Source organism: Candidatus Dormiibacter sp. (assembly GCF_050999135.1).
Taxonomy (GTDB): domain Bacteria; phylum Chloroflexota; class Dormibacteria; order Dormibacterales; family Dormibacteraceae; genus Dormiibacter; species Dormiibacter spiritus.
Genome location: NZ_JBPCPN010000039.1, coordinates 20,192 through 42,895, shown reverse-complemented (window position 1 = coordinate 42,895; position 22,704 = coordinate 20,192). Strand labels below are relative to the sequence as shown.

Below are 22,704 nucleotides of genomic sequence, written 5' to 3'. Positions count from 1 at the left end.
CGTGTAATGTTGTAAGCATGGAAACACAGAAACCCGACGAAGTCAAAGGCTGGTTCGCCGGCCGGGTGCCCGAAGGCTGGTTCACGGCAGCTCCGAAAGTGACCGCCGATGACCAGCAGATCACAGTCTTGGGCGAGGTCGCTGCGCCAGAGGTCCCGGCAGGGAGCCCTGCCGAGCTGCGGGCTGGCGCCGAGGCGGGTCGCATAGCTCGCTTCCGCGAGCACACCCGCGGCTACCGGATAGCCGTCGCGCAGGAGGCTGAGCACCGCTTCGGCGTTCCTGTCACCTGGGCCGCCAAGTGCGGCGGTACTGAGCTGACGTTCACACCCGGCGGCTCGGGTCGCAGATCCGGTCAAGGCGAGGGGAAGGAGCAGCCGAAGCAGGTGGTGATCGGCCGCTGGGGCCGTGGCCGCCGGTTCGGGGGCCCTCGTGCCTGGAGCCGGACCGGGGCATTCCGGGGCGACTGGCAGAACTTCTAAAGATAGCCATCCGCCATCGCGGCGAGGAGCCCGGAGGAGAAGAAGAGATGGTCTTGAGGCAGCTGTTTGCGGAGCCGCAGGCGGACGACGCTGAGACGCTGGACGCGTACTCCGCAACTGTTACAGCAGTGGCTGAGCGGCTGCTGCCCAGCGTGGCCAGCCTTCGGGTTCGTCGCAGCAACGGTCGCTGGAGCTCCGACGGCGCGGGCTCAGCGGTCGCCCTCAGCTCCGACGGCATCCTGGTCACCTCCGCGCATGTGGTGGAGGGCATGACGGGCGGCGAAGCGCGTTTCGCCGACGGCAGCGAGCACGAGCTCGAGCTCGTGGGCAAGGATCCCCTCTCCGATCTGGCGCTCACCCGAGCCGGCGGAGGCGACCTGCGGCCGGCCGCCGTGGCCGACGCGGATCGACTCCGGATCGGCCAGCTCGTCGTCGCCGTAGGCAATCCGCTCGGCTACGCGGGATCGGTGACGGCAGGTGTGGTCAGCGGTCTGGGCAGGTCGCTGCCCACCCGCCAGGGCACCGAGCAGCGGGTGGTGGAGAACGTAATCCAGACCGACGCCGCCCTCAATCCTGGCAACTCGGGCGGCGCGCTTGCCGACAGCCACGCGCGCCTGATCGGCATCAACACGGCAGTCGCGGGCGCCGGTCTGGGGCTGGCGGTGCCGCTGAACGCGACCACTCGCCGCATCCTGGAATCGCTGCACCTGATGGGCCGCGTGCAGCGCGGCTATCTGGGGGTGGCGGGGGTGACCCAGCCCCTACCTCCCGAGTGGGCCGCCAGCCTGGGCCGCAAGGCGGCGGTGGGAGTGATGGAGGTGGTGGCGGAGAGTCCCGCCGCCAAGGCGGGGGTCCGGCCGGGGGATCTGATTGTCGCCGCCGGCGGCCGACCCGTCGGCCGCACCGCGGACCTGCAGGACAGGATGATCGGCGAGAGCTCGAACCAGCCCCTGGAGCTGCAGGTGGTGCGAGGAGAAGCCTTCCTGCGCCTAGCTGTCACGCCGACCCACCGCTAGTGGGAGGCGCGCAGCAAACCGTTCACGAAGACAAAGACCACTGCGGCGCTGATCAGCAGGACGAGCAGGCGGAGCGTCCAGAAGCCGGTTAGGACGGCCGCTGAAAGGTGCCGCTGCGGCAGGTGACGGTCCATCTCGACCACGAGCTGGTCGGGTTCCAAGCCCTCGATCAGGTCGTCGTCAGGCTCACCTTCGTAGAGGTGACGGAGGTGTTCGGGCGTGAACTCTGGATGCGCCATTGGTTCAGCCAGCCCGCCCGGTGACTACGTTGACGAAGGCCACCACCGCGTAGGAAGTCCCAGCCAGCGCGACCATCAGGGCCACCGCCGCGGCTGCCCAGTTGAGCAGGCGGGGGTTGACCCGGGAACCCATGATCTCCCTGTCGTTGGCCAGCACCAGCAGGAAAACGAGCGCCGCCGGCATCAGCACTGTCGCCAGCAGGTTTGCGTTCAGCGTTATCGCCAGCAAGGGCGCGCCCGGGACCAGCACCACCGCTGCCGCCAAGATCGCCAGACCGAGGTTGAAGCCGTAGAAAGACGGCGCGTCCCGGAGCCGCCGATTGAAGCTGTGGGGGCCTGACATCACCTCGCCAACCGCGTAAGCGGTGCTGGCGGAGATGGTGAGAATCGCCAGCGCCCCGGCTTCGACCAGGCCGAGCGAAAAGAGGGCGGCAACCGGGTAGCCACTGACGGGGCGCAGAGCTTCGGCGAACCCGGCGCCACCCTGCACAGTCGTGGCGGGGATGTGATGGGAGAAGAGCGCCGCCGCCACGAGCAGGGCTCCGCAGCCGGTGGCGAAGGCGAGGAGGCCGCCGAGCAGGGTGTCCAGGCGACCCTGTCCGATGTCGCGCGGCGTGAGGCCCTTGTCGACCACAGCGCTCTGCTGGAAGAAGAGCATCCAGGGCGTGACAGTGGCCCCTACGTTGGAAGCGACCAGGAGCAGGAAGGTTTGGAGCGAACCCGACGGCAGCGGCTGCCACGTCGCAAAAGCGGTGGCGATGGCGCCGGGGTCGGGTTTGGAGAAAACCGCCGCGAGCAGGAAGAGCAGGTTAAAGGCGGCCAGACCCAGAGCCGCGCGTTCCCAGCGCCAGTAGCGGCCGCCGGCCAGGCTGAGGCCCACGAGCAGCAACCCGGCGAGGACCGAAAGCCAGGCAGGAACGCCGAAGAAACTGGAGCCCACCCGGATGGCTATGAACTCTGTGATCAGCGTCACGAAGTTGGTGACCAACAGGTCCACTGCCGAGAACCAGCCCCAGAAGCGGCCGAAGCGCTGGAAGACAAGCTCCCCGTAGCCGCGGTGGGTGACGGCTCCCACCCGCATGGCCATCTCCTGAACCACTATCGCGCCGAGGAAGGTCACGCCTATGAAAGGCAGGAAGAAGCCGACGCCGTAGGTGGCGCCGGACGCGGCGTAGGAGAGCATGCTGGGCCCGTCGTTCTCGCCCAGCATGACGAGCAGCCCGGGACCGGCGAGCAGCCAGAGCAGAGGCAGGCGGCGGCCCCGGTGGCGTGCCGCCAGCACCCGCAGGCGGTCATGGGAGCGCTGGACATCCTCCGGACTGAGAGAGCCAGCCCCGAGCACTGGCTCGGCCTCAGTGAACAAAGGCGATCCTGGCGAGTCCCAGTGGCACCTGGACCAACCTCTGGTTCAGCCGCAGTTCGAGCGGGCCCTCCCAACGGCTCTCGCCCACCACTTCAAAGGCTGTGCCGAGCTCCAGACCCAGAGCGCGCAGGGCGCGCAGCTTCTCCGGCTCGCGGTCCGAGACCCGGCTTAGGCGCACCCGGTCGCCGGCTTTGCAGGCGAGCAGGCACCTGTCGTGTTCGCGAGGCAGCGAGCCTCTGGTGCTCGGAATCGGATCGCCGTGAGGATCGAAGCTGGGGCCGCCGAGCGCCTGGAACATGCGCTGCTCCAGCACCTCCGAGATGCAGTGTTCGAGCCGGTCCGCCTCGTCATGCACCTCGTCCCAGCGGTAGCCGAGAGCCTGCACGAGGTATGCCTCGAGCAGGCGGTGGTGTCTCACCATCTCGAGCGCGACGCCCCGCCCGGTGGGAGTGAGACGCGCTCCGTGGGCGCGGTCATGAGTGACGAGCCCGAGCACAGCCAGCTTGGCCAGCATGTCGGTTACCGAAGCAGGGCTCACGTCCAGTTCGCGTGCCAGCCTCGACGGTGGTACGGCCGCCTCGACCGCACCCAGCCCGTAGAGCGCTTTCAGGTAGTCCTCCTGGGCGCTAGAGGTATGGCGCGCCAGCGCTGTTAGCTTAGACATGCTCAGATGTTAGCACAGGCTTATCCGAGTCCAAGTCTTAGGCACGCCTAAGCTAGCTATATAATCGGCGAAGTGTCAAGCAACGCGACCAAGGGCCAAGATCAGGATTCCGGCGAGCCCGTTGCTCGGCTGCTCAAGGCCTGGCGCGGCGAGATCGAGGCTCGCTATGTCTACGACGCGCTGGCGCGCCGCGAGTCGGACAAGCGCCGGCAGTTGATTCTGCGTCAGATCGCGGAAGGCGAGATGCAGCATCGGCTGCGCCTGGAGGCCAGGCTGGGCGAGCTGGGGGAGCCCCTGCCCGACCCCAGGTCGGTTCGCATCTCGCCCTGGCTCAAGCTGCAGGCCCGGCTGGCGCCGCAGGACAAGCTGCTGCGCGCCCGGGAGGCGGCGGAGGACGACGAGGTGTTCGGTGTCTACGGGTCCTCGACCGGAGATGCGGCGACCGACGCGGTGCTGCAGGGCATTCGGGCCGATGAGGCAGCCCACTCGAAGGAGGTCGGAGCCATGCTGGACGGCCCGGTTCCCGACGCCCAGCCACTCGCCGCCCCCGGGCCGCAGGGCCGCCTCGACAGGATCCTGGGCCGCGAGCGCTGGCATCGCACAGGATCGGGCTGGATCTCCGACGCCATCTATGGGGCCAATGACGGGCTGGCAGCTGTCTTCGGAATCGTGGCGGGCGTGAGCGGAGCAACCAACGCCCAGGACCGGTTCGTCCTCACCGCCGGCCTCGCCGGCGCCAGCGCCTCAGCGCTCTCAATGGGGGTTGGGGCCTGGCTGGCCGCCCGCTCCACGAGCGAGGTGGCGGCCGCCAACCTTGCCCACGAGCGCCGAGAGCTGGAGGAACACCCGGCGGAGGAGAAGGAGGAGCTCTCGCTCTTCTACCAGTTGAAAGGACTGGACAGGAAGGATGCTGACGAGCTGGTGGAGAAGCTGGCTCGCAATCCTGAGGCAATGCTGCAGACGCTGGCGGCCGAGGAGTTCGGCGGACTGGACCCGGGCGGCAACCCGTGGACCGCCGGCCTCGCGGGCTTCGTCAGCACGGCTGTGGGCGCGATCATCCCTGTCATCCCGTTCTTCTTCGTCGGTGGCACGACAGGGGTCGTCTGGGCGGCCGGTGTCTCCCTCGTGGCGCACTTCCTGGTCGGCGCGGCCAAGTCGCTATTCACGCTCCGCAGCTGGTGGAGTTCAGGGCTTGAGATGACGTTGGCGGGAGTGATAGTGGGCGGTGCCACCTTCCTGCTCGGCATCGTCTTCAAAGCCAGCACTTAGCGTCCGCGCCCGGCCGGGGCCAGAACCCTAGACCGCTCGCTCTAACACGCTCCGAGCCGCCTGGATCAGCTCCAGGTTGTCCCGCGCCAGCCGGCCGTCAGGCAGGAGCAGGGTGTCCTCCAAGCCGATCCGGAAGTCGTGGCCTCGTTCGACGGCTGCCGCGATGACCCGCCACGTAGTCAGGTCATAGCCATGGTGAACGCGCCGGCAGGACAATCCGCCCTCGTCCAGCAGTTGGTCGGTGGCGGCGGCCAGCTCAACAGCGGTCTACGGTTGGGGCTCCGAGATCTCGACCAGCACACGCTGAGGTTGCAGGCCGGAAGCCAGCAGGCTTTGGGCGTCGGCCGGACCGGACAGTCCTGCCTCGACTCCGATTCCCAGCTCGCCAAGCGCTCGGCTCAAATCCAGCGGATGGGACTCCCAGTAGTTGACCGAAACGAAGTCCGGCCGGACCCGCCAGCTCCGGATCAGGCGCAGCCTCCGCTCCCAGTCGGGTTCGATGGCCGCCCGGGTGCTGAAGCCCAGCAGCAGGCCGGGACAGGCTTCGCGCACGGCTCGCACGACTGCCTCGCAGGTGTCAGCCACCAGGGTCTCCTGTCCCTCGGAGTCGCGCGGATGGACATGGACCGCGAAGCACCCTGCCTGCTGGCACTCTCGGCTGTCGCGCGCGATCGCATCGGGTGTCAACGGCACGGCGGGATGCTCGGCCGTCGAACGGCCCCCGTTCAGGCAGGCCTTGAATGCGAGCTGGGCCGCCGTCAGGCTCTGTCCTCGTCGGCGTCCATGTAGGGGTACCTGTAGTTCGTGGCGGGCACGAAGGTCTCCTTCACAGTCCGCGGCGTGACCCACCGGGTCAGGTTCCACATCGAGCCTGCCTTGTCGTTGGTGCCTGAAGCGCGACTGCCGCCGAACGGCTGCTGACCCACCACTGCGCCTGTCGGCTTGTCGTTGACGTAGAAGTTGCCGGCGGCGTAGAGCAGGCGGTCCTGAGCCAACCCAACAGCTTTCCGATCCTGAGCGAAGACAGCGCCGGTCAGTCCGTATGGCGCTGAGCTTTCGATGAGATCGAGTGTCTCCGCGTACCGCCCGTCGGGAAAGACGTTCACAGTCACGACAGGGCCGAAGAGCTCGTCGCGGAGCAGGCGGGAGCCGGTGTCCTTGGTCACAACCACGGTGGGCGTGACGAACCAGCCCTCGCTATCGTCCACCTTGCCGCCGACCAGCACCTCATGCCCGCTCTTGGCGCGCGCCTCCTCGATGGCTCCCTTCTGCCGCTCGAACGAGGCTTCGTTGATGACGGCGCCCATGAAATTGCGGAAGTCAGCCACATCGCCTACCGGGATCGAGGCCACCTCATCCGCCAGCTGCTCGCGGATGGGCTGCCAGAGGCTCTCCGGCACGAAGACGCGGGAGGCGGCTGAGCACTTCTGGCCCTGGTATTCGAAGGAGCCGCGCAGGATCGCTGTGGCCACCGCCTCCGGCTCCGCCGAAGGGTGGGCGACTATGAAGTCCTTGCCGCCGGTCTCACCCACCAGTCGCGGATAGTTCCGGTAGGAGTCCAGGTTCTCTGCCGTGCGGCGCCAGATGTCGCGAAATACGGCTGTCGAGCCTGTGAAGTGGATACCGGCCAGCTCCGGGCTCTGCAGCGCGACGGGGACCAGCTCAGCGCCTGGCCCGTGGACCAGGTTGATCACCCCGTCCGGCAGCCCCGCGGCCTGCCAGAGCCGCATCAGGAAGTGGTTGGAGAGCGCCGCTGTCTCGGCAGGCTTCCAGATGACGGTGCCGCCCATGAGCGCCGGCGCAGTCGGCAGGTTGCCGGCGATGGAGGTGAAGTTGAAAGGCGTGACCGCCAGCGTGAAGCCCTCCAGCGGACGGTATTCCAGGCGGTTCCAGACGCCCGGCGAGGACTCCGGCTGCTCGGCGTAGATCCGTTCCAGGAAGGCCACGTTGTAGCGCAGAAAATCGCAGAGCTCGCAGGCGGCGTCGATCTCGGCCTGGTGCGCCGTCTTGGACTGCCCGAGCATGGTGGAGGCGTTGATTACATCGCGCCAGGGGCCCGCCAGCAGCTCGGCTGCGCGGAGGAAGATCGCTGCCCTCTCGGTCCAGGCCAGGCGAGACCATTCCGGCCAAGCCTTGCGCGCAGCTGCGATGGCCTGGTGCATCTCGGCCTCGCCGCCCCGCTGCACGGTGCCCAGCACGTGGCTGCGCCGGTGCGGCATCCGGGCCTCGATGGTGCGGCCGGTGCTGACGTCCTTGCCGCCGATGATGAGCGGCATCTCGGTCTGCCGGCTGGAGAGCTCCTTCAGCTTCGCCTGGAGGGAGGACCGCTCAGGGCTGCCGGGAGCATAGGAGCGGATCGGCTCGTTGTAGGGGTCAGGGGTCTGGAAGATTCCAGGTGCGCTCACGGCTCTGAGTTTGCCTCAACCCGGGCGACTGCAGCCGCAGTCCGTCGCTGAGCCAGCGTCTGGCCGCTCACGATGATCGCCACCCCCGCCAGGATGACGGTGCCTCCGATCAGGATGGTGCTGGTGACGCGCTCACCGATGAACAACGCGCCCAGGGCCACCGCGACAACCGGGTTGACGTAGACATACGTGAAGACCAGCGATAGGGGCGCCGTCGTGACCAGCCAGGAATAGGCGGTGAAGGCGACGAGCGAGCCGAAGGTGATCAGGTAGGCGACGGCGAGCAGGGAGCGCCCAGAGACGTGGCCGGGCTGGAACCCATTCAGTTCTCCGCTTGTCAGGCCGAGCAGCAGCAGCGAGAGAGCGCCGAACGCTTGCTGGAGACTGGCCGCGGCCAGCGGGGTGCCCGGCAGACGTGACCGGCTGGCGATGACCGACCCGAGTGACCAGCAGGTGGCGGCGCAGAGCACTTCGAGGAGGCCGATGGGATCAAGGTGGGCGCCTCCGCCTGGGCGACCGAGGATGAACAAGCCGGCGAAGCCCAGCGCCATGCCTGCTCCCTGCAAGACGCCGATCGGCGTGCGGAAGGCGACAAGCCCCATCAATGCCACCAGCAGGGGCGAGCAGGCAATGACGAGGGAGGCGACGCCGCTCGGGATCCGTTGCTCGGAGAGCGCTAGTAGGCCATTGCCACCCGCAAACAGAGCTACGCCGACCAGGGCGCAGCTCAGGATCTGGCTCCTGCTCAAGCCTGTTCGCCACTCCCCTCTGAGGCCGGCGATCAGGCTCAAGACCAGCGCGGCCGCCCCGAACCGGAGACCCGCTGTGAGCAGTGGCGGCATCGTCTCCACCATCACCCGGATGCCGAAATAGGTCGAGCCCCAGAGGATGTAGACGATCAGCAGGGCGCTCCAGACGCGCCAACCGCTGGCCCGTTTGCTCAAACGCCCGACCGCACCAAGCCCAGGCTAGCGGTTCTCCGGAAACCGGGACCAGCGATGCGGGGCGAAGGGGGGGCGGAGGCGGTCGCTCCTGCCTTCGTGCCTACCGAGCCGCGGCCCAGCTCTGCCGCGACATTTGATCCGCTCGACGCAGCGAAAGTGCTTACCCGCCGATAGACGTCAAGTTGGACTCAACCGACGCGCAAGCGTATAGATGGGAAACACATCCAGCCGAGTAGCCCGGGAGACATGCAGGCGGCAATCGCAGCGGGAGGATCCATTGAAACGCTATCGGTCCCCGTACTCGGCACCCATGCGCGACCGTCACATCGTCATGGTGGTGGCGGCCCTGAGATCATCGGCGATAGTGCGCCGGAAGTATGTTTAGGCCCACCGGAGGTCCCGCCGCGGCTCCGCCGATGAGTAAGCAGGAGGTTGTGAGATGAGAAGCATTCGTTGGGTTTCGCTGGGCGGCGCCTTGGCATTGATCCTGGCCCTGGCCGGGTGTGGGGGGAGCAGCCAGACAAGCTCGCAGGCAGCAGGCGCGAAGGGTCCTATCCAGATCTGGTACTCCAACAACCCGGAGGAGGTGAAATGGGGCGAGGCGATGGTTGCGGGCTGGAACAAGGACCATCCCCAAGACCAGGTGACCGGCCAACAGATTCCCGCCGGGAAGAGCTCTGAAGAAGTGATCGGGGCTGGGATCACGGCGGGTACAACGCCCTGCCTGATCTTCAACACCTCTCCCGCCTCGGTGCCGCAATTCCAGAAGCAGGGCGGCCTCGTCCCGCTCAGCGACTTTTCGGGCGCCAACTCGTACATCGATTCCCGCACAGGTAACCGGGCCGCGCAGTACAAGTCGCCGGACGGAAAGTATTACCAGATGCCCTGGAAGACCAACCCAGTGATGATCTTTTACAACAAGGACGTCTTTCAGAAGGCCGGGCTCGACGTCAGCAACCCGCCGCTAAAGACCTACACCGAGTTCCTGAGCACCTCGCAGGCTGTAGTGGCGAAGGGAGGTGTCAGGGCTGCCATCTGGCCGGCCCCGAGCTCCGAGTTCTACCAGCCGTGGTTCGACTTCTATCCCCTCTTCATCGCCCAGACGAAAGGCAAGCAGCTGGTCGAGAACAAGCAGCCGCAGTTCGATTCTTCGGACGGTATCGCGGTGGCCAACTTCTGGCGTCAAATGTATGCCGGGAATCTGGCCCCGAAGGAGGCCGCCCAGGGTGACGCCTTTGCCACCGGGCAGGCGGCCATGGCGATAGTTGGGCCCTGGGCCATCGCTCAATACACTGGCAAGGTGAACTGGGGCGTGGTTCCGGTGCCGACCAAGGACGGGATGGATCCGGCCCAGATTCATACTTTTTCCGACCAGAAATCGGTAGGCATGTATTCAAGCTGCAAGAACCGCGGCACCGCCTGGGACTTCCTCAAGTTCACCACCAGCAGCGCGAATGACGGCCAGCTGCTGGAGCTGACAGGTCAGATGCCGATGCGGACTGACCTGCCCGGTACCTACAGCAGCTACTTCCAGTCACACCCCGAGTACAAGCTGTTCGCCGATCAGGCCTCCCGCACAGTTGAGGTGCCAAACGTGCCGAACTCGGTCGAGATGTGGCAGGACTTTCGCGCCGCGTACTCCAAGTCGGTCATTTTCGGCAACCAAAGCGTGGACCAATCCTTCAAGGCGGCGTCCGACCAGATCAAGACGCTGGTGAGCCAGTGAGCAGGAGGGCTTAGCTTGGCCGCCTCGGCACCAGCACCAGCGGGATCCCGTCGACCCAGATTGCAGACGTTGCTCGGTGACCAGCCGATCGGCTACCTGTTCGTCGCGCCTTTCGTGATCTTCCTGGTCGCCATCTACGCCTATCCCTTCTTTTACTCGATCTACATGTCCTTCTATGACTATTTCTTCGCGGCCCCAGGAGCTATTGTCGACAGACCCTTCGTGGGCCTCGCCAACTACAGCCGCGCCCTGCAGGACCCGCTCTTCCACGTCGCCCTCCGCAATGTGGTCATCTTCTTGCTCATCAATGTCCCTGTCACAGTGGTGGTCGCCATGGTGCTGGCCACCGCGCTGAACGCCGCCATCCCCCTGCGCAGCTTTTTCAGGGCCGCCTACTACGTTCCCTACGTCACCGCCAGCGTCGCCGCCGTAAGCATCTGGCTCTGGCTGTTCGGCGGCCCCGGGCTGGTCAACAAGGTCGTCGGACCGCTCGCTCCAAACCCCACCTGGCTCGTCAATGCCTTCTGGGTGATGCCGATCATCGCACTGTATGTGACCTGGAAGGGCCTCGGCCTCTACATCCTTCTCTACCTAGCCGCCCTGCAGAATATCGCCAAGGAGCTCTATGAGGCGGCCAGCGTGGACGGCGCCGGCCGAATCAGGAGCTTCTTCGTGGTAACGGTGCCAGGACTCCGGCCCGCTACTCTACTGGTCGTGATCACCTCGGTAATCACTGGCGCCAACCTCTTTACCGAGCCCTATTTACTGACCGGAGGGGGCGGCCCTGATAACCAATCTGTCTCCCCCGTGTTCCTGCTGTACCGCCAGGGTATTGAGCAGAATCACCCCGGCTACGCGGCGGCGATGGGGCTCCTGTTGGTCGTCGGCGTCCTGATCGTCTCCGCCATCAACAGATTCGTCCTGGAGAGGGAGTAGCCATGGCGACCGCGACGACGCCGGAGCTGACGGTCACAACACGACCCGAGCCGGTCCAGACGCCCGAGCAGGGCGAGCGCGGCTGGCTGCGCTGGGTGAGGCTCATCCCGCTCTTCATCGGGGCACTCGTGTTCATCTTGCCCTTCTACTACATGGTTGTGAGCGCCCTGCAGAAGGACCCAAACCCGAATATCTCGGGGGCTTTTCCCAATCCCAACAAGCTGTCACTGGACAATCTGATCAACATCAACAATGCGATCAACCTGCCGCAAACTCTACTCAACTCGGGCCTCTTCACTGGTGGCGTACTGCTTGCCACACTGATCTTTGGTGTGCTCGCCGGGTACGCTCTGGCGCAGCTGCACTTCCGCGGCCGGCAGGTCGTCTTCTACACGATGATCCTGCTGCTGGTCATGCCCTTTCAGCTGCTGATCATTCCGCTTTACGTGCTGATCGCTCGTAATTTTGGTCTTGCCGACACCCTGGTCGGAATGATCCTGCCCTTCGCCATCAACCCGACTGCAGTATTCATATTCCGCCAGTTCTTTCTGCAGCTTCCCAAGGACATGTTCGAGGCGGCGCGCATCGACGGTGCGTCAGAGCTCACCATCCTGACCCGGGTGGTTCTGCCGCTGACGCGGCCTGCACTCTTGACTGCTCTGCTGATTACTTTCATCGGTCCTTGGAACGAGTTCCTCTGGCCGTTCCTCATCACCAAGAAGCTGTCTCTGCAACCGCTGGCGGTCGCGCTGGCCAACTTCATCTCGACGTCAGCCCAGCGGGGCCCCAATCCATATGGGGCGATCCTGGCCGGCGCCACCGTGCTGGCGGTGCCCGTGATCATCCTCTTTCTAATCTTCCAGCGTCGGTTCGTGGAGTCTTCGATCGGCTCGGCCGTGAAGGGCTAAGAGAGAGGAGCGACGAGCATGCGCCTGGGGCTACCTCTCGCGGCGGCTTTTGCGGTTCTGGTGGGCGCGCTCGGGGGCACCTCGGCCGCTGCTCAGGACGCGGCTGGATCCGTCGGTCCCGGCGTGGTGAACCTGGGGCATCTCGACTTCCTCCACGACTCGGTGCCCTATCCAGCTGGGTTACCAGGCCACTCGACCACCGATCCGGGCTCACCGATCGACACGTGGTGGGTCTACGCCAACTTCAATCCAACCACTGGCGCCTACACTCGGACCGGAGGCGGCGCGTATGACCCTGGCACGAACACATATGGTCAGGGGGCCTTCGACACTGATGACGTGAGCCGCGCAGCGGTGGTCTACCTAACGCATTACAGGTACTACCACGATCGCCACAGCCTTGAGATGGCGCGGGGCGCACTTCGTTTCGTGCTCTACATGCAGACAATCTCAGGCCCTAACGCGGGGAATTTCGTGCTCTGGATGCAGCCGGGCGGGGCTCTGAACCTGAACCCCACGCCGCCCGACCAGCCCAACCCCGCGGACGCGGCGGCGTCGTACTGGATGGCGCGGTCGATCTGGGCCATCGGCGAGGGCTACGCCACCTTCCGTGAGTCCGACCCAGGCTTCGCCTCAGTGCTGGCCGCCCGGATGCGGCTGGCCATGACCAGGCTCGACGCCGAGCTACTGGCGCCGAACTTCGGTCATTACTACACGCTGCACGGCTATCGGACGCCAGCCTGGCTGATCGCCGACGGCGCCGACGCCTCCTCCGAAGCGCTCCTCGGCCTGACGGCCTTCACCCGGGCAACGGGCGATGTACCGGCTCGCGACCTTGCCGTTGAATTGGGCACAGGAATCGCCGGCTATCAATTGGGCGGCGGCCGCGATTGGCCCTGGGGCGCGCTTATGCCCTGGACGCGATCCGTCAGCGACTGGCATGCTTGGGGCGCCCACATGTCGATGGCGCTGGCCATAGGCGCGCGGCCGCTTGGCAAACCTGGATGGCTCCAGTCGGCGCGACTGGACGCAAGCTCATTCGAGCTGCATCAGCAGCTCAGCTTCGGCCCCATCAACGGCTTGGAGCCGGCGCCCGACGACCTCTCGCAGATCGCCTACGGGGATGAGACCACTGTTGACGGCCTGCTAGCCGTTGGCAGGGCAAGTGGGAACGACGTCTTCCAGCGCTGGGCTGGCATCGCTGCGAGCTGGCTCTTCGGAGACAACCCGGCCGGGACGCCGATGTACCAGCCGGCGACAGGAGTGGTATTCGACGGCATCAACGGGGACGGCACTGTGAATCGCAACTCCGGTGCCGAGTCGACAATCGAAGGACTTCTGGCGCTGATGAACGCCGTCCATGACCCTGTGGCGCGTGGTTATGTCGGTTATGGGCACGTTCTGGCGCACACCAGCTATCAAAAGGTCGAAGCCGAAGCCGGGGCGGTCAGCGGGAATGCGACGGTTGTCAAGCCGGCCTCCGCCTGGACCGGCGAGGCCATCTGGAGTGCCGGGGCGTACGTCGATCTGGGCCCGGGCGGGAGGGTTGACATTCCCGTGCAAGCGGCGACTGCGGGTCGCCACCTGCTGTATATCGTCTTTGACAAGCAGCCAGGCGATGCCGCCGCCGTTGGCGTGTCGGTCAGCGTGGACGGGAAGCCGGCGGGAGTCGATCACGAGGGCGGCGCGGGCAGCCAGGGCGTCTCGCCCAACCCGGACTATCTCTGGATCGACGGTCTGCAGCTGCCCGGTGCGCTGAGCGCCGGCAGACACACCATCACCCTCAGCTATGCGGGCACGGGTGCGCTGCACGCGAAGATCGACGCGGTGCTGCTGCAGCCAGAAGTCGAGTCGAAGGTGCTTCAGGACGGTGGCCGTCAGCTGGCCCTCTACAAGAGCCTGGCCGGTCAACCGGCGCCGTTCCAGCTGCCTCCGGGACGGTCGTGGCGAGTCAGCGTGTACAACCGCGACGGCGAGGACGTGACGGAGGACGAGGACGGGCACGTGCGGCTGCAGATCCCGCCTTACGGCTCGGTGATCGCCTCTACTCGATAGACCGCGACTCCGTAGGCAGGCAGCTCGATGCCATCAACAGGCTGACCGTCGAGGCTCGACAGCCGCCAGTCGCCCGTCATGATCGGTGCGAGGCTGAGGGCCCTTGGGGCCTCACTGATGAACCAGGCGTAGCGGCTTCCACTGGAGTGCTGAAGCGCGTCCACCAGGACATCCGGCCTGCCGCTCGCGACGGGCTGCTCGACGCCCGCCATGGCGCCAACGGCATGGTAGAGGCGCCAGGTGTCTTCCGGATTGACCATCGGTCGCGCGCTGGCGAAGTACTCCGTCGGGTAGGTCGACAGCACGATCCTTCCCCGTCCCACATCGCGGACTAGAAGTGCTGGTCGGCCGTTTTGGTCGCTTGCTAAGACACGCGCCTGACGCGGCCTGACGGGCAAGAAGGCGCGACCGTTGTCAGAGCCGGCAGCCGCGTACGAGAGTGTGGTGCCTGCCTCGAGGTCACCCCAAGCTGCTTCGAAGGTAAAGGTCACAGTCTGCTCAGGAACCGGGTTGAGCAACCCGTAGCGGAGTTGGTGTTCCACGCCGAAGAAGCGGTTCAAGTCGGGGTGCCAGGATGCTCGCTGAACGTCGGCGCCACCGCTGAAATACGAGCAATACACGGTGGAACCGGAGTTGGCCAGCTCCTCGAGCCGGCTCCAGGTCGGAGCCGTCAGGGCCTGGGTCGAGGGGACCAGGATGAGTGAGGCAGCCGGTATGCCGTCAAGCTCTCGCACGAGCGCCGGCGACAGGCCGGCCTCCCGTGCCGCGATGTAGGCCTGGAGCGATATGGCGCCGATCAGCGGTCGCTGGGACGTCGGCGTGAAAGGGTACTCGGTGTCGAAATAGGAGGGGATGACAAGAGCTATCTCGCTGGGAACACGAGAACAGGCCGCGAAGTCGATCGTCTTGAGCAGTTCGGCGAACCGTTCAAGCTCGAGCAGCGCAGGTTTGACCGAGCCGTCCACCCTGGTGAGCCCGAAGTGCAGCTCGAAGGGGTGGTGCCGGTAGGGGTCCTGGGCGGGCAGGTCGAAGTCGGTGCTGTTCCAAGCCAGCCACCCGGTCGCGCCAGCCAGCAGAGAGCTATGCAGGACCTGCCGGTAATAGTCGGCCGCGGCGGGGTCAGCGGCGTGGTCCGAGCTGAGGCCGAACTCTTCGAGAACGACTGGAAGACCGAAGTGGCTCAGCTCGCAGGCGAACGCCGCCGTCAGGTGCTGCCGTACCGGGTCGTTCGTCATCGGATAGGCGTGGGGCCCGATGAAGTCCACGATGCGGCGCAGGTCACGGAGCCTGAAGCCGTTGTCGACCCCGGTCAGCTCGATGCCCCAGGCACCGTCGCCAAGGGAGACCGGTTGTCGCGCCCCAGCCGCCCTGACGGCCTGCACCATCAGCCGCGCCCAGCTCCGACCGTATTCAGCGCTGGTGGCTCCGCCGTAGACCGGCATCTCGTTGGATATGAGCCAGGCGCTGATGGCGGGATGGCGGCAGAAGCGACTGGCCAGCTCATGGATGAAGAACGCCTGCTGCGCAAGCATCCAGCCGTCTTGGTATAGGTCCCGGCCGGCGCGCCAGGAGACGTCCCAGTTCTCACCCGACATATGGCCGACGATGAAGGTGGGAATGGTGAGCATGTTTTCTGCCAGCGTCAGGTCCAGAAAGCGGCCGAAGCGCTCAACGAATGGCTCTGCGATGGTGTCCGGCGCTGGCATGAAGTCGGGCCAGTAGCAGAAGGACCGCGTCACAGTGAGGCCATGGCGCCGGAGCACCCTCAACTCCTCCCGGATCACGGTTTCGTCGAAGCTTCGCCACATCAGCGGTCCGCCCACCCGCGACCAGAAGTTGGCCCCGACCCAGATGTCCTTCAGCTTGGGTGCCGGCCGGTCCACCATCCATACTGAGTGAAGCACGGATGAGCGACCTCGCGAAACGGTTTCCCTCCAATCCGCTCATCGGTCCCAAGGACGTGCCGCCGTCGCGCCCCGGACTGAGTGTCATAGGCGTCCTGAACCCCGCCTCCTTTCGGTTCCACGAGAAGACCTATCTCTTGCTTCGGGTCGCCGAGGGAGTGCCTGCCGGTGCGGCAGGTGTCAGCGCACCGCTGCTGGACGCCGCCGCCCCGGGGGGAATGCGGATCATCGAGGTACCCCACGGCGATCCTCAACTCGTCGCCAGCAGCGATCCTCGCGGCTTCGTCTGGTCCGGCGATAGCTATCTGACCACCATCTCTCACTTCCGACTTGCCTCGAGCGCAGATAGCATGCATTTCAAGGTAGAGGCCGAGCCAGCACTGGAGGGGGAGGGGGTGCTGGAAAGCTACGGGATCGAGGACGGGCGCGTGGCCGAAATCGATGGCCGCTTCTACCTCGCCTACACCGCTGTGTCACCCTACGGCTTCGGCGTCAGTCTCGCCAGCACAGCGGACTGGCGAACGCTCGACCGCCACGGCATGATCCTCGCGCCACCCAACAAGGACTGCGTGCTGTTCCCGGAGAAGATAGGAGGCTCCTATCTGGCCCTGCACCGGCCAGTCAGTGAGGGCTTGGGCGGCAAGTACATATGGCTGGCACGCTCGCCCGACCTGGTCCACTGGGGAGACCACAGGTGCGTCCTGCGAACACGGCGGGGCGCATGGGATTCAGCGAAGGTGGGAGCCGGTGCGCCCCCCATCCGCATCGAAGAAGGGTGGTTGGAGATCTACCACGGCGTCGACGACAACAACCGCTACTGCCTGGGAGCGGTCCTGCTTGACTTGAAGGATCCGGCCCTCGTCGTCGGCCGCTCGGCCGCCCCCATCATGGAGCCGCTGGCCGAATATGAACGCGGCGGTTTCTACGGCAACGTCGTTTTCGCGACGGGCGCCATGGCGGCGAGCGATGAGATCACTGTCTATTACGGCGCCGCCGACGAATGGATCTGCGGAGCGACCATGTCGATCCGAGAGATTCTGGCCAACCTGACCTGACCACAATGCGGCCGGAGTAACTTGAGCGGCGTGCATCATAGATCGCACGGTTACGGTTTGGTCGAGGCAACGCCATACCCGGATGTCAATCTAATTGTGAGCTTGCTGTTGGGAAATGTGCGCCAGATCCTAGGGGACGGATTGGTGGGTATGTATCTCCATGGCTCACTCGCAACCGGGGATTTCGACCCGGCAGCGAGCGACATTGATTTCCTAGTTGTCACCAAGGCAGAGCTCTCAAGGGCAGTGCTAGCTCGACTTCGCGAAATGCACCGGCAGATAGGCATCGGTGGGACAACGTATGCCAACCGCCTCGAGGGCTCCTACATCCCACTGAAGGCACTGCGCCGCTACGACAACTCGAACGCCTCGCACCCATCGATCGGCGTCGACTGGGAGTTCGGTGTTGGTCACCATGGACCGGCGTGGGTGCTGGAGCGACACTCACTGAGCCGCCAGGGTGTGGTGGTGTCGGGCCCCTCGCCGACGATGCTGATAGACAGTGTGAGTCCGCGAGAACTTCGGATAGCAGTCACCGATCTACTGCGGGACTTCTGGCAGCGACAGGTCGATGGAGCGGATTGGCTTCGTCCTCGGGCTTATCAGGCTTTCGCCACTTTGACTCTCTGCCGGGCGTTGAACATGCTGGAGTGCGGAACCCTGGTGTCCAAGCGGGCGGTCGAGTGGGCTCGCCAGAGGTTGGAAATGAAGTGGATTCCTCACCTGGATCGAGCCTGGCAGTGGCGGCATGATCACACCGAGGGTGATATGACCGAAACGCTGGAGTTTCTGCGCTACGCCCTAGCTCAAAGTCGGCCGTCTTGGATCTCCCAGCCGGAGAAAGCTGACATGGCAGGACGGGGTTCGCGCCAGCCGCACAAACACCAGGCGTGAGCGCGCTTCGCCAGCTGACCAACTGGGCGGGGAACTATTCGTACCAGGCCAAGAAGCTCCACCGACCGTCCACAGTTGAGCAGCTGCAGGAGATCATCGCCCAGGCAGCCAAGGTGCGGGTGCTCGGCTCCCGGCACTCGTTCAACGGTATCGCCGACTCCGACGAGTTGATCACGCTGGCCGAGCTGCCCCACGACGTGACGGTCGACCGGTTGGCTGCCACCGTCTCCCTGAGCGCAAACATGACCTACGGCCAGCTTGCCGAGGCGTTGAGGCCGGAACGTGTTGCCCTCCACAATCTGGCATCCTTGCCCCACATCTCCGTCGCCGGCGCCGTCAGCAGTGGGACACATGGGTCGGGCGACACGAACGGCAACCTCGCGACCGCCGTGTCGTCGGTTGAAATGGTCACATCGAGCGGCGAGATCGTCCGAGCAGCACGGGGTCACTCCGAATTCGATGGGTTGGTGGTTGGGCTGGGGGCGGTCGGCGCTGTCACTCGGCTTTCGCTGGACGTGGAACCGGCCTACGAGATACGGCAGCGAGTGTTCGAAGGATTGGCCTGGGACTCACTCTTTGAGCACTTTGACGAAATCACCGCGTACGGCTACAGCGTGAGCTTGTTCACAACCTGGGGCCCCACTGTCGACCAGGTGTGGGTCAAGAGCCGCGTGACGGATGCGTCCGAACATGTGGCGGCCGACCTCTTCGGCGCGGTGGCCACCACTGTGGAAACGCATCCAATCCTCGGGCTCGATCCGATCAACTGCACAGCCCAACTCGGCCGGAACGGTCTCTGGTCCGACCGCCTCCCGCACTTCCGCGTGGGTTTCACGCCGAGCAGCGGTGAGGAGCTTCAATCGGAGTACCTCGTGCCTCGGCGGCAAGGCATCGCTGCGATCGAGTCGGTACGTGCCTTGGCGGATCGACTACGACCTCTGTTGCAGGTAAGCGAGATCCGAACTGTGGCCGCCGACCACCTCTGGATGAGCCCGCAGTACGGGCGGGACACAGTCGGCATCCACTTCACATGGGAGCCGGACCAGGCTGCGGTCGAGCGGGTGCTCGTCGACGTCGAGGCGGCCCTGGCGCCGTTGGAGGGCCGGCCGCACTGGGGTAAGGTCTTCCTCGCCGGAGCAGACGCGACAGCCCCGCTGTACGAACGGCAGCCCGACTTCGTCCGTCTGATCCAGCGTTTGGACTCGCGCGCAGCCTTCCGTAACCCCTGGTTAGAGAAGCACGTGCTCGGCGCCTAACTCCGGAAGCGGACAGGTGACCTTATGGCGCGGAGGCGACCATCTTGGGGACCCTCCAGTTTCATTCAGTAAGGGAGGCCAGCGGTCGGGCTTAGCCGAGATGTAGTGGCGACCCGGCTGGTTTAGAACCGGGCCGCCGGGTAGGGAGGGGGAGATCTCGGTCGGGAAGGCGGGCGCCTTCTGAAAATCCACTACGTACGCGCCGCCGGTTTGGAACAAATCTTCCCTGGTCTGTTCTGCGGCTGGCTGTCGCGTTTGCCACCGACGCTAGAGTCCACTGGGCATGCGCGGGCTACCTGAGGCGATCGATCACCTGCTGGCGGTGGAGTTCCGCCCCGATGGGTTCCGCGATGGGGTGATCGAACCGCTTTGGCAGGCCGCTCGCCGGCTACTGGGGGGACCCATGGCCTGGACCGCAGCGGTCCGCCTGCTCCAGGTCGCGGAAGCCGGACTGCCTGTCTATCTGACGACGGGCGTCGTGAGCCCACACTCGCTGCCTCGGGGGGAAACCGACGGGCCGCTCGGGCTGGCCGCTGTGGCGCGGGCCCTCTCCCTGAGTACTTCCGCCCGCCTGGTGGTGCTGACTGAGGAGGCCGGACTGGAGCCGGTCAGGGCGACCATTGACGCGGCCGGGGCCGGCGACACCTGCGAGGTGTGCGCCTTCCCGATCGATCCCCAGCTGGCCCAGGCGCAGGCTCAGGCGCTGCCACCTCAAATCGGCGCGCTCTTCGTGATCGAGAAGATCGGTCCCACGCCTGACGGCAGCCTGCGCCGCGCCGGCGGCCAGGACGTCAGCGGGCACCTGGCTCGGATTGATCTTCTTGTCGCCGAGCTGCGTCGCCGAAACGTGCCGACCATCGGGGTTGGGGACCTGGGTAACGAGATAGGACTGGGCGGCATCCGCTCGACGGCGGTGGCGGCTCAGCCACTGGGGGAGCTCATCGCAACGGTCACCGAATGCGACGTGCCGGTAGTGGCCACCTGCTCCAATTGGGCTGGTTTCGGCATCGCAGCTGCCATGGCGGGGCTGCGGCGGGACCTGAGCTTGCTCGTCGACGGCCGCTTGCACAAGGCCATGCTGAACGCCTGTTGTGAGGCTGGCGGCCACGACAGCGCGGCCGAAGCACCGATCCCGGCGGTGGATGGTATTCCAGCCGCCAGCAACGAACTGTTCTGCGACCTGCTCTGCGGCCTGGTCGACTTCAACCTGAGCCGGCGCCTGCCGGCGTAACCGGCCGAAACCGCCTGACGCCTGCCGAGGGCTAGCCGCGGGTCGGCGCTGTACCGATGGGCGGCAGACCGGCGCAGAAGTCGAGCACCCGGCGCCAGAGCAGCTCGGCTGCGTCGGCGTCGTATTCCTCCGGCAGCGAGGGGTCGGTGAACAGATGGCCGCGGCCGGGATAGTCGAACATTTGAAGGGAAGCGCCGGCAGCCCGGATGGTCGCTGCGAGGGTGTCGATCGCCTCCTGTCGGCGAAAGGGGTCATCGTGGGTGTAGTGAATCTGCGCAGGTGTTCCTGCCGGCCAGGCGTCGGCGCGCAGAATCTCCAGCGGCAGAGCCCCCGAGAGCATCAGGACGCCTGACACCCGGCGCCGGAGGGCGACGAATTCTGCCATTCCAGCCCCGTTCGAGAATCCCGCGGTGAGAAACCCGTCAGGCAGGTCCGCCACAGCCTCCTGGGCCCGCTGCAATTAGCAGGGGATAGCCCAACCCTTCGGCGTACTCGGCGGCCACCGCGTAGTCAGCAAAGACCCTTCCTTCGTACTGATCGACCACGCGAACGCGGTGCCCATCGCCCCGCAGCCGCTTCGCAGCTTCCTGGACGCCGGGCCGAACGCCGAGGACTGAATGGAAGAGAGCTATCTGACTCACGAGCGTCGATAGTCCACAACGCAGGCGTTCTGGCCGGGCCGGCGCGACGCCTGGCTGATTTGGGTCACGTCTGCGGCGGGCTGGGCTCCAGCCACTCCGTCTCGCCCAGCGAGAAGGCCAGGTGAGCCATCGACGACTGGGCGGTCGCCCCGTGCCAATGCTCCTCGGCGCCCGCGGTGGACACGCTGTCGCCGGGGCGGAGGCGGATCGGCGCCGCGCTGCGTGCCTGGACCCAGCCCTCACCCTCCACAACATGCAGCAGCTGGCCGCCCTCGTGGCGGTGCCAGTTGTTCTGAACCCCACGCTCGAACCTCACCAAGCTGGCGTTGACAGCATGCGGCGCGTCGCTTCGGTGCAGCGGCGCTCCCGTTGCGGCTCCGGAGAAGTGCTCGGTGCCCATGGACTGTGCCGCCGAATCCGCCTGCTCAATCGTGATGTGCTTCATGCTCTAGATGGTGCGCTTTCGATCACCTCGGTGCCGGCGCGCTCGTCGTGGAGCGCCCGCCGCGCCCAGACAGCCAAAGGCAGTGCTGTCAGCCGGAGCACCGCTTGGAGCAGGCTCGGCCGACGTCCGTCGAGGCCGACCACGCGCTGGCCGAGCGCGCGTCCGCCGGGCGTCGAGGCGGCGAGACACCAGAAGCCGATGTGATACACGCTCGTCACACATGCCAGGAGCGGCATGAAGCGTCGGGTCGGCGGCGCGGCCAGCGCTGTGATAGCGCCGCACAGCGCGAGGTCAAGTGAGGCGGCGGCGAGCCGTTGGGCCGGTCCCGCGGGCAGGCCGGGCGGCGGCACCCGGCCGCGCAGACCCAGCAGGTACAGGCGCATAAGCGCGTGGTGCAGAGGCAGTTGGGTCAGCTCATAGAGTCGGCGCGGCAGCCAGGGTGAGTAGCCGGCCACTTCACCGACCAGCCGGCCGTCCTGCCAGCCAACGCTCAGCGTGCCTCCTGGCTGTCGGGCCAGCAGTCCACCCCGGATCACTCTTTGCCAACCAGACGCCAGCCGGGAGGCAGAGTCGAAGCTCAGCAGTGCGAGCGGGCCTAGCCTGAGGCAGTCGCCTCTCGCCCTGACCAGTCCGCAGGTCAGCCGCTGCATGGCGGGCAGGTAGTCGTTGGGAATGGCCCCCGGCTGGCGGGAGGCGACTGCATCGAGGACTGTGACGGTTTCGCTGGCTGTCACTGGTAATCCATGATGGGCGCGGCGAAGGTCGACCACGGGCCTCCGCGCCACCCAGCGGAGGTTGATCAGTGACACTCAGCCCCGATGGCCGAACGTCGCTTCACCGCCAGACTCGTCATCGGCGTACGACCAGAGGTGGCGTTCGACTGGGTCGCTGACTATCGGAACGCACCCCGAGTGCTGGAGGGCATCGGCGAGTGGCAGCCAGTCGGTGCCCGAACCCGAGGTGTGGGCGCTCGCTTTCGGGTGAGGATGAATCCGCTGGGCGTCGGCTACGAGACGACGCTGGTCCTCGACTCCTGGGACCGTCCTCATGGTCTCGGCTGGCACTCGGAACGCGGCCTGGTCCCCCAGCGGGGCGGCTGGCGCTTCCGCGAACTCGGCGGTGGCACCGAAGTTTCGCTGGAGATCGCCTACGAACCCCCGGGCGGCGCGCTGGGTGGGCTCCTGGCCGCTCGAGCGGACGGTCTAGTGCGGGGGCGGCTGCGCAGAGCGCTGGAACACATGCGCCAGCAGCTGGAGTCCCCGCAGCCCTCGTGA

The 22,704-nt window shown here is 66.0% G+C and carries 24 protein-coding genes and 1 pseudogene; 13 read left to right on the top strand and 12 right to left on the bottom strand.

The features are described from left to right. Positions 1-17 precede the first annotated feature (17 nt). Both ACR2MZ_RS10255 and ACR2MZ_RS10250 read left to right on the top strand, forming a co-directional pair. Entirely contained in the window at positions 18-479 is a 462-nt protein-coding gene (locus tag ACR2MZ_RS10255; protein ID WP_434004948.1) for a hypothetical protein, read from the top strand. A 47-nt stretch (positions 480-526) separates the two neighbouring features. Next, complete coding sequence (locus ACR2MZ_RS10250) at positions 527-1,495, top strand: S1C family serine protease (protein WP_434004947.1); 969 nt, start codon at positions 527-529, stop codon at positions 1,493-1,495. Here the strand turns inward: ACR2MZ_RS10250 and ACR2MZ_RS10245 are convergent. Genes ACR2MZ_RS10245 through ACR2MZ_RS10235 form a run of 3 tightly spaced genes read right to left on the bottom strand, consistent with a single transcriptional unit; the run spans position 1,492 to position 3,761 of the window. Continuing rightward, positions 1,492-1,734 (bottom strand): hypothetical protein, encoded by a 243-nt coding sequence (locus ACR2MZ_RS10245; protein ID WP_434004946.1) that lies wholly within the window; start codon positions 1,732-1,734, stop codon positions 1,492-1,494. The genes ACR2MZ_RS10250 and ACR2MZ_RS10245 overlap by 4 nt on opposite strands. Positions 1,735-1,738: 4 nt before the next feature. Continuing rightward, complete coding sequence (locus ACR2MZ_RS10240) at positions 1,739-3,076, bottom strand: NRAMP family divalent metal transporter (RefSeq protein WP_434004945.1); 1,338 nt, start codon at positions 3,074-3,076, stop codon at positions 1,739-1,741. 10 nt (positions 3,077-3,086) lie between these two features. After that, a complete protein-coding gene (locus tag ACR2MZ_RS10235; RefSeq protein WP_434004944.1) occupies positions 3,087-3,761 on the bottom strand; it encodes a metal-dependent transcriptional regulator in 675 nt (224 codons plus the stop codon). A 72-nt stretch (positions 3,762-3,833) separates the two neighbouring features. Between ACR2MZ_RS10235 and ACR2MZ_RS10230 the strand changes: the two genes are divergently transcribed. Beyond that, on the top strand, positions 3,834-5,030 hold the full coding sequence (locus ACR2MZ_RS10230; RefSeq protein WP_434004943.1) for a VIT1/CCC1 transporter family protein: 1,197 nt from the start codon (positions 3,834-3,836) through the stop codon (positions 5,028-5,030). A gap of 27 nt (positions 5,031-5,057) precedes the next feature. Here the strand turns inward: ACR2MZ_RS10230 and ACR2MZ_RS10225 are convergent, their stop codons facing one another. The 4 genes from ACR2MZ_RS10225 to ACR2MZ_RS10210 are packed head-to-tail and all read right to left on the bottom strand — an operon-like array spanning position 5,058 to position 8,379. Further along, positions 5,058-5,246, bottom strand: a complete 189-nt coding sequence (locus ACR2MZ_RS10225) for a 3-keto-5-aminohexanoate cleavage protein (protein WP_434004942.1) — start codon at positions 5,244-5,246, stop codon at positions 5,058-5,060. Positions 5,247-5,297: 51 nt separating this feature from the next. Continuing rightward, entirely contained in the window at positions 5,298-5,879 is a 582-nt protein-coding gene (locus tag ACR2MZ_RS10220) for a 3-keto-5-aminohexanoate cleavage protein (RefSeq protein WP_434004941.1), read from the bottom strand. Continuing rightward, positions 5,789-7,435, bottom strand: coding sequence for an L-glutamate gamma-semialdehyde dehydrogenase (gene pruA, locus ACR2MZ_RS10215; protein ID WP_434004940.1), 1,647 nt, complete (start codon positions 7,433-7,435; stop codon positions 5,789-5,791). Before pruA ends, ACR2MZ_RS10220 begins: the two co-directional genes overlap by 91 nt. After that, positions 7,432-8,379 (bottom strand): EamA family transporter, encoded by a 948-nt coding sequence (locus ACR2MZ_RS10210; protein WP_434004939.1) that lies wholly within the window; start codon positions 8,377-8,379, stop codon positions 7,432-7,434. Before ACR2MZ_RS10210 ends, pruA begins: the two co-directional genes overlap by 4 nt. Positions 8,380-8,818: 439 nt before the next feature. Between ACR2MZ_RS10210 and ACR2MZ_RS10205 the strand changes: the two genes are divergently transcribed. Genes ACR2MZ_RS10205 through ACR2MZ_RS10190 form a run of 4 tightly spaced genes read left to right on the top strand, consistent with a single transcriptional unit; the run spans position 8,819 to position 14,004 of the window. After that, entirely contained in the window at positions 8,819-10,105 is a 1,287-nt protein-coding gene (locus ACR2MZ_RS10205; protein WP_434004938.1) for an extracellular solute-binding protein, read from the top strand. A gap of 60 nt (positions 10,106-10,165) precedes the next feature. Beyond that, positions 10,166-11,041: a carbohydrate ABC transporter permease gene (locus ACR2MZ_RS10200; RefSeq protein ID WP_434004937.1), complete on the top strand. Its 876-nt coding sequence runs from the start codon at positions 10,166-10,168 to the stop codon at positions 11,039-11,041. A gap of 2 nt (positions 11,042-11,043) precedes the next feature. Next, entirely contained in the window at positions 11,044-11,949 is a 906-nt protein-coding gene (locus ACR2MZ_RS10195) for a carbohydrate ABC transporter permease (protein WP_434004936.1), read from the top strand. A gap of 18 nt (positions 11,950-11,967) precedes the next feature. Continuing rightward, complete coding sequence (locus ACR2MZ_RS10190; RefSeq protein ID WP_434004935.1) at positions 11,968-14,004, top strand: hypothetical protein; 2,037 nt, start codon at positions 11,968-11,970, stop codon at positions 14,002-14,004. Here ACR2MZ_RS10190 and ACR2MZ_RS10185 read toward each other — a convergent pair. Beyond that, the gene (locus ACR2MZ_RS10185; RefSeq protein ID WP_434004934.1) at positions 13,974-15,908 is read right to left on the bottom strand and encodes a cellulase family glycosylhydrolase; all 1,935 of its coding nucleotides are present in this window, start codon (positions 15,906-15,908) and stop codon (positions 13,974-13,976) included. The genes ACR2MZ_RS10190 and ACR2MZ_RS10185 overlap by 31 nt on opposite strands. Before the next feature lie 2 nt (positions 15,909-15,910). Between ACR2MZ_RS10185 and ACR2MZ_RS10180 the strand changes: the two genes are divergently transcribed. From ACR2MZ_RS10180 to ACR2MZ_RS10160, 5 genes and pseudogenes are all read left to right on the top strand, one after another. Next, positions 15,911-16,963, top strand: coding sequence for a glycoside hydrolase family 130 protein (locus tag ACR2MZ_RS10180; protein WP_434004933.1), 1,053 nt, complete (start codon positions 15,911-15,913; stop codon positions 16,961-16,963). A gap of 30 nt (positions 16,964-16,993) precedes the next feature. Next, positions 16,994-17,200, top strand: a pseudogene (locus ACR2MZ_RS10175) (nucleotidyltransferase domain-containing protein); the annotation flags it as partial. 30 nt (positions 17,201-17,230) lie between these two features. Continuing rightward, complete coding sequence (locus ACR2MZ_RS10170; protein WP_434004958.1) at positions 17,231-17,857, top strand: aminoglycoside adenylyltransferase domain-containing protein; 627 nt, start codon at positions 17,231-17,233, stop codon at positions 17,855-17,857. Continuing rightward, entirely contained in the window at positions 17,854-19,113 is a 1,260-nt protein-coding gene (locus tag ACR2MZ_RS10165) for a D-arabinono-1,4-lactone oxidase (protein WP_434004932.1), read from the top strand. Before ACR2MZ_RS10170 ends, ACR2MZ_RS10165 begins: the two co-directional genes overlap by 4 nt. 283 nt (positions 19,114-19,396) lie before the next feature. Then, positions 19,397-20,344 (top strand): glutamate cyclase domain-containing protein, encoded by a 948-nt coding sequence (locus ACR2MZ_RS10160; protein WP_434004931.1) that lies wholly within the window; start codon positions 19,397-19,399, stop codon positions 20,342-20,344. 31 nt (positions 20,345-20,375) lie between these two features. On the opposite strand, the gene ACR2MZ_RS10155 is transcribed toward ACR2MZ_RS10160, so the two are convergent. The 4 genes from ACR2MZ_RS10155 to ACR2MZ_RS10140 all read right to left on the bottom strand — a co-directional run bounded on the left by ACR2MZ_RS10155 (position 20,376) and on the right by ACR2MZ_RS10140 (position 22,164). Then, entirely contained in the window at positions 20,376-20,729 is a 354-nt protein-coding gene (locus tag ACR2MZ_RS10155) for a dienelactone hydrolase family protein (RefSeq protein ID WP_434004930.1), read from the bottom strand. Between the two features lie 37 nt (positions 20,730-20,766). Continuing rightward, entirely contained in the window at positions 20,767-20,985 is a 219-nt protein-coding gene (locus tag ACR2MZ_RS10150; protein ID WP_434004929.1) for a hypothetical protein, read from the bottom strand. Between the two features lie 64 nt (positions 20,986-21,049). After that, entirely contained in the window at positions 21,050-21,430 is a 381-nt protein-coding gene (locus ACR2MZ_RS10145; protein WP_434004928.1) for a cupin domain-containing protein, read from the bottom strand. Next, positions 21,427-22,164, bottom strand: coding sequence for an RDD family protein (locus ACR2MZ_RS10140; protein WP_434004927.1), 738 nt, complete (start codon positions 22,162-22,164; stop codon positions 21,427-21,429). The genes ACR2MZ_RS10145 and ACR2MZ_RS10140 overlap by 4 nt, the downstream gene beginning before the upstream one ends. Before the next feature lie 84 nt (positions 22,165-22,248). Here ACR2MZ_RS10140 and ACR2MZ_RS10135 point away from each other — a divergent pair, with 84 nt between their 5' ends. Then, positions 22,249-22,704 (top strand): SRPBCC family protein, encoded by a 456-nt coding sequence (locus tag ACR2MZ_RS10135; RefSeq protein ID WP_434004926.1) that lies wholly within the window; start codon positions 22,249-22,251, stop codon positions 22,702-22,704.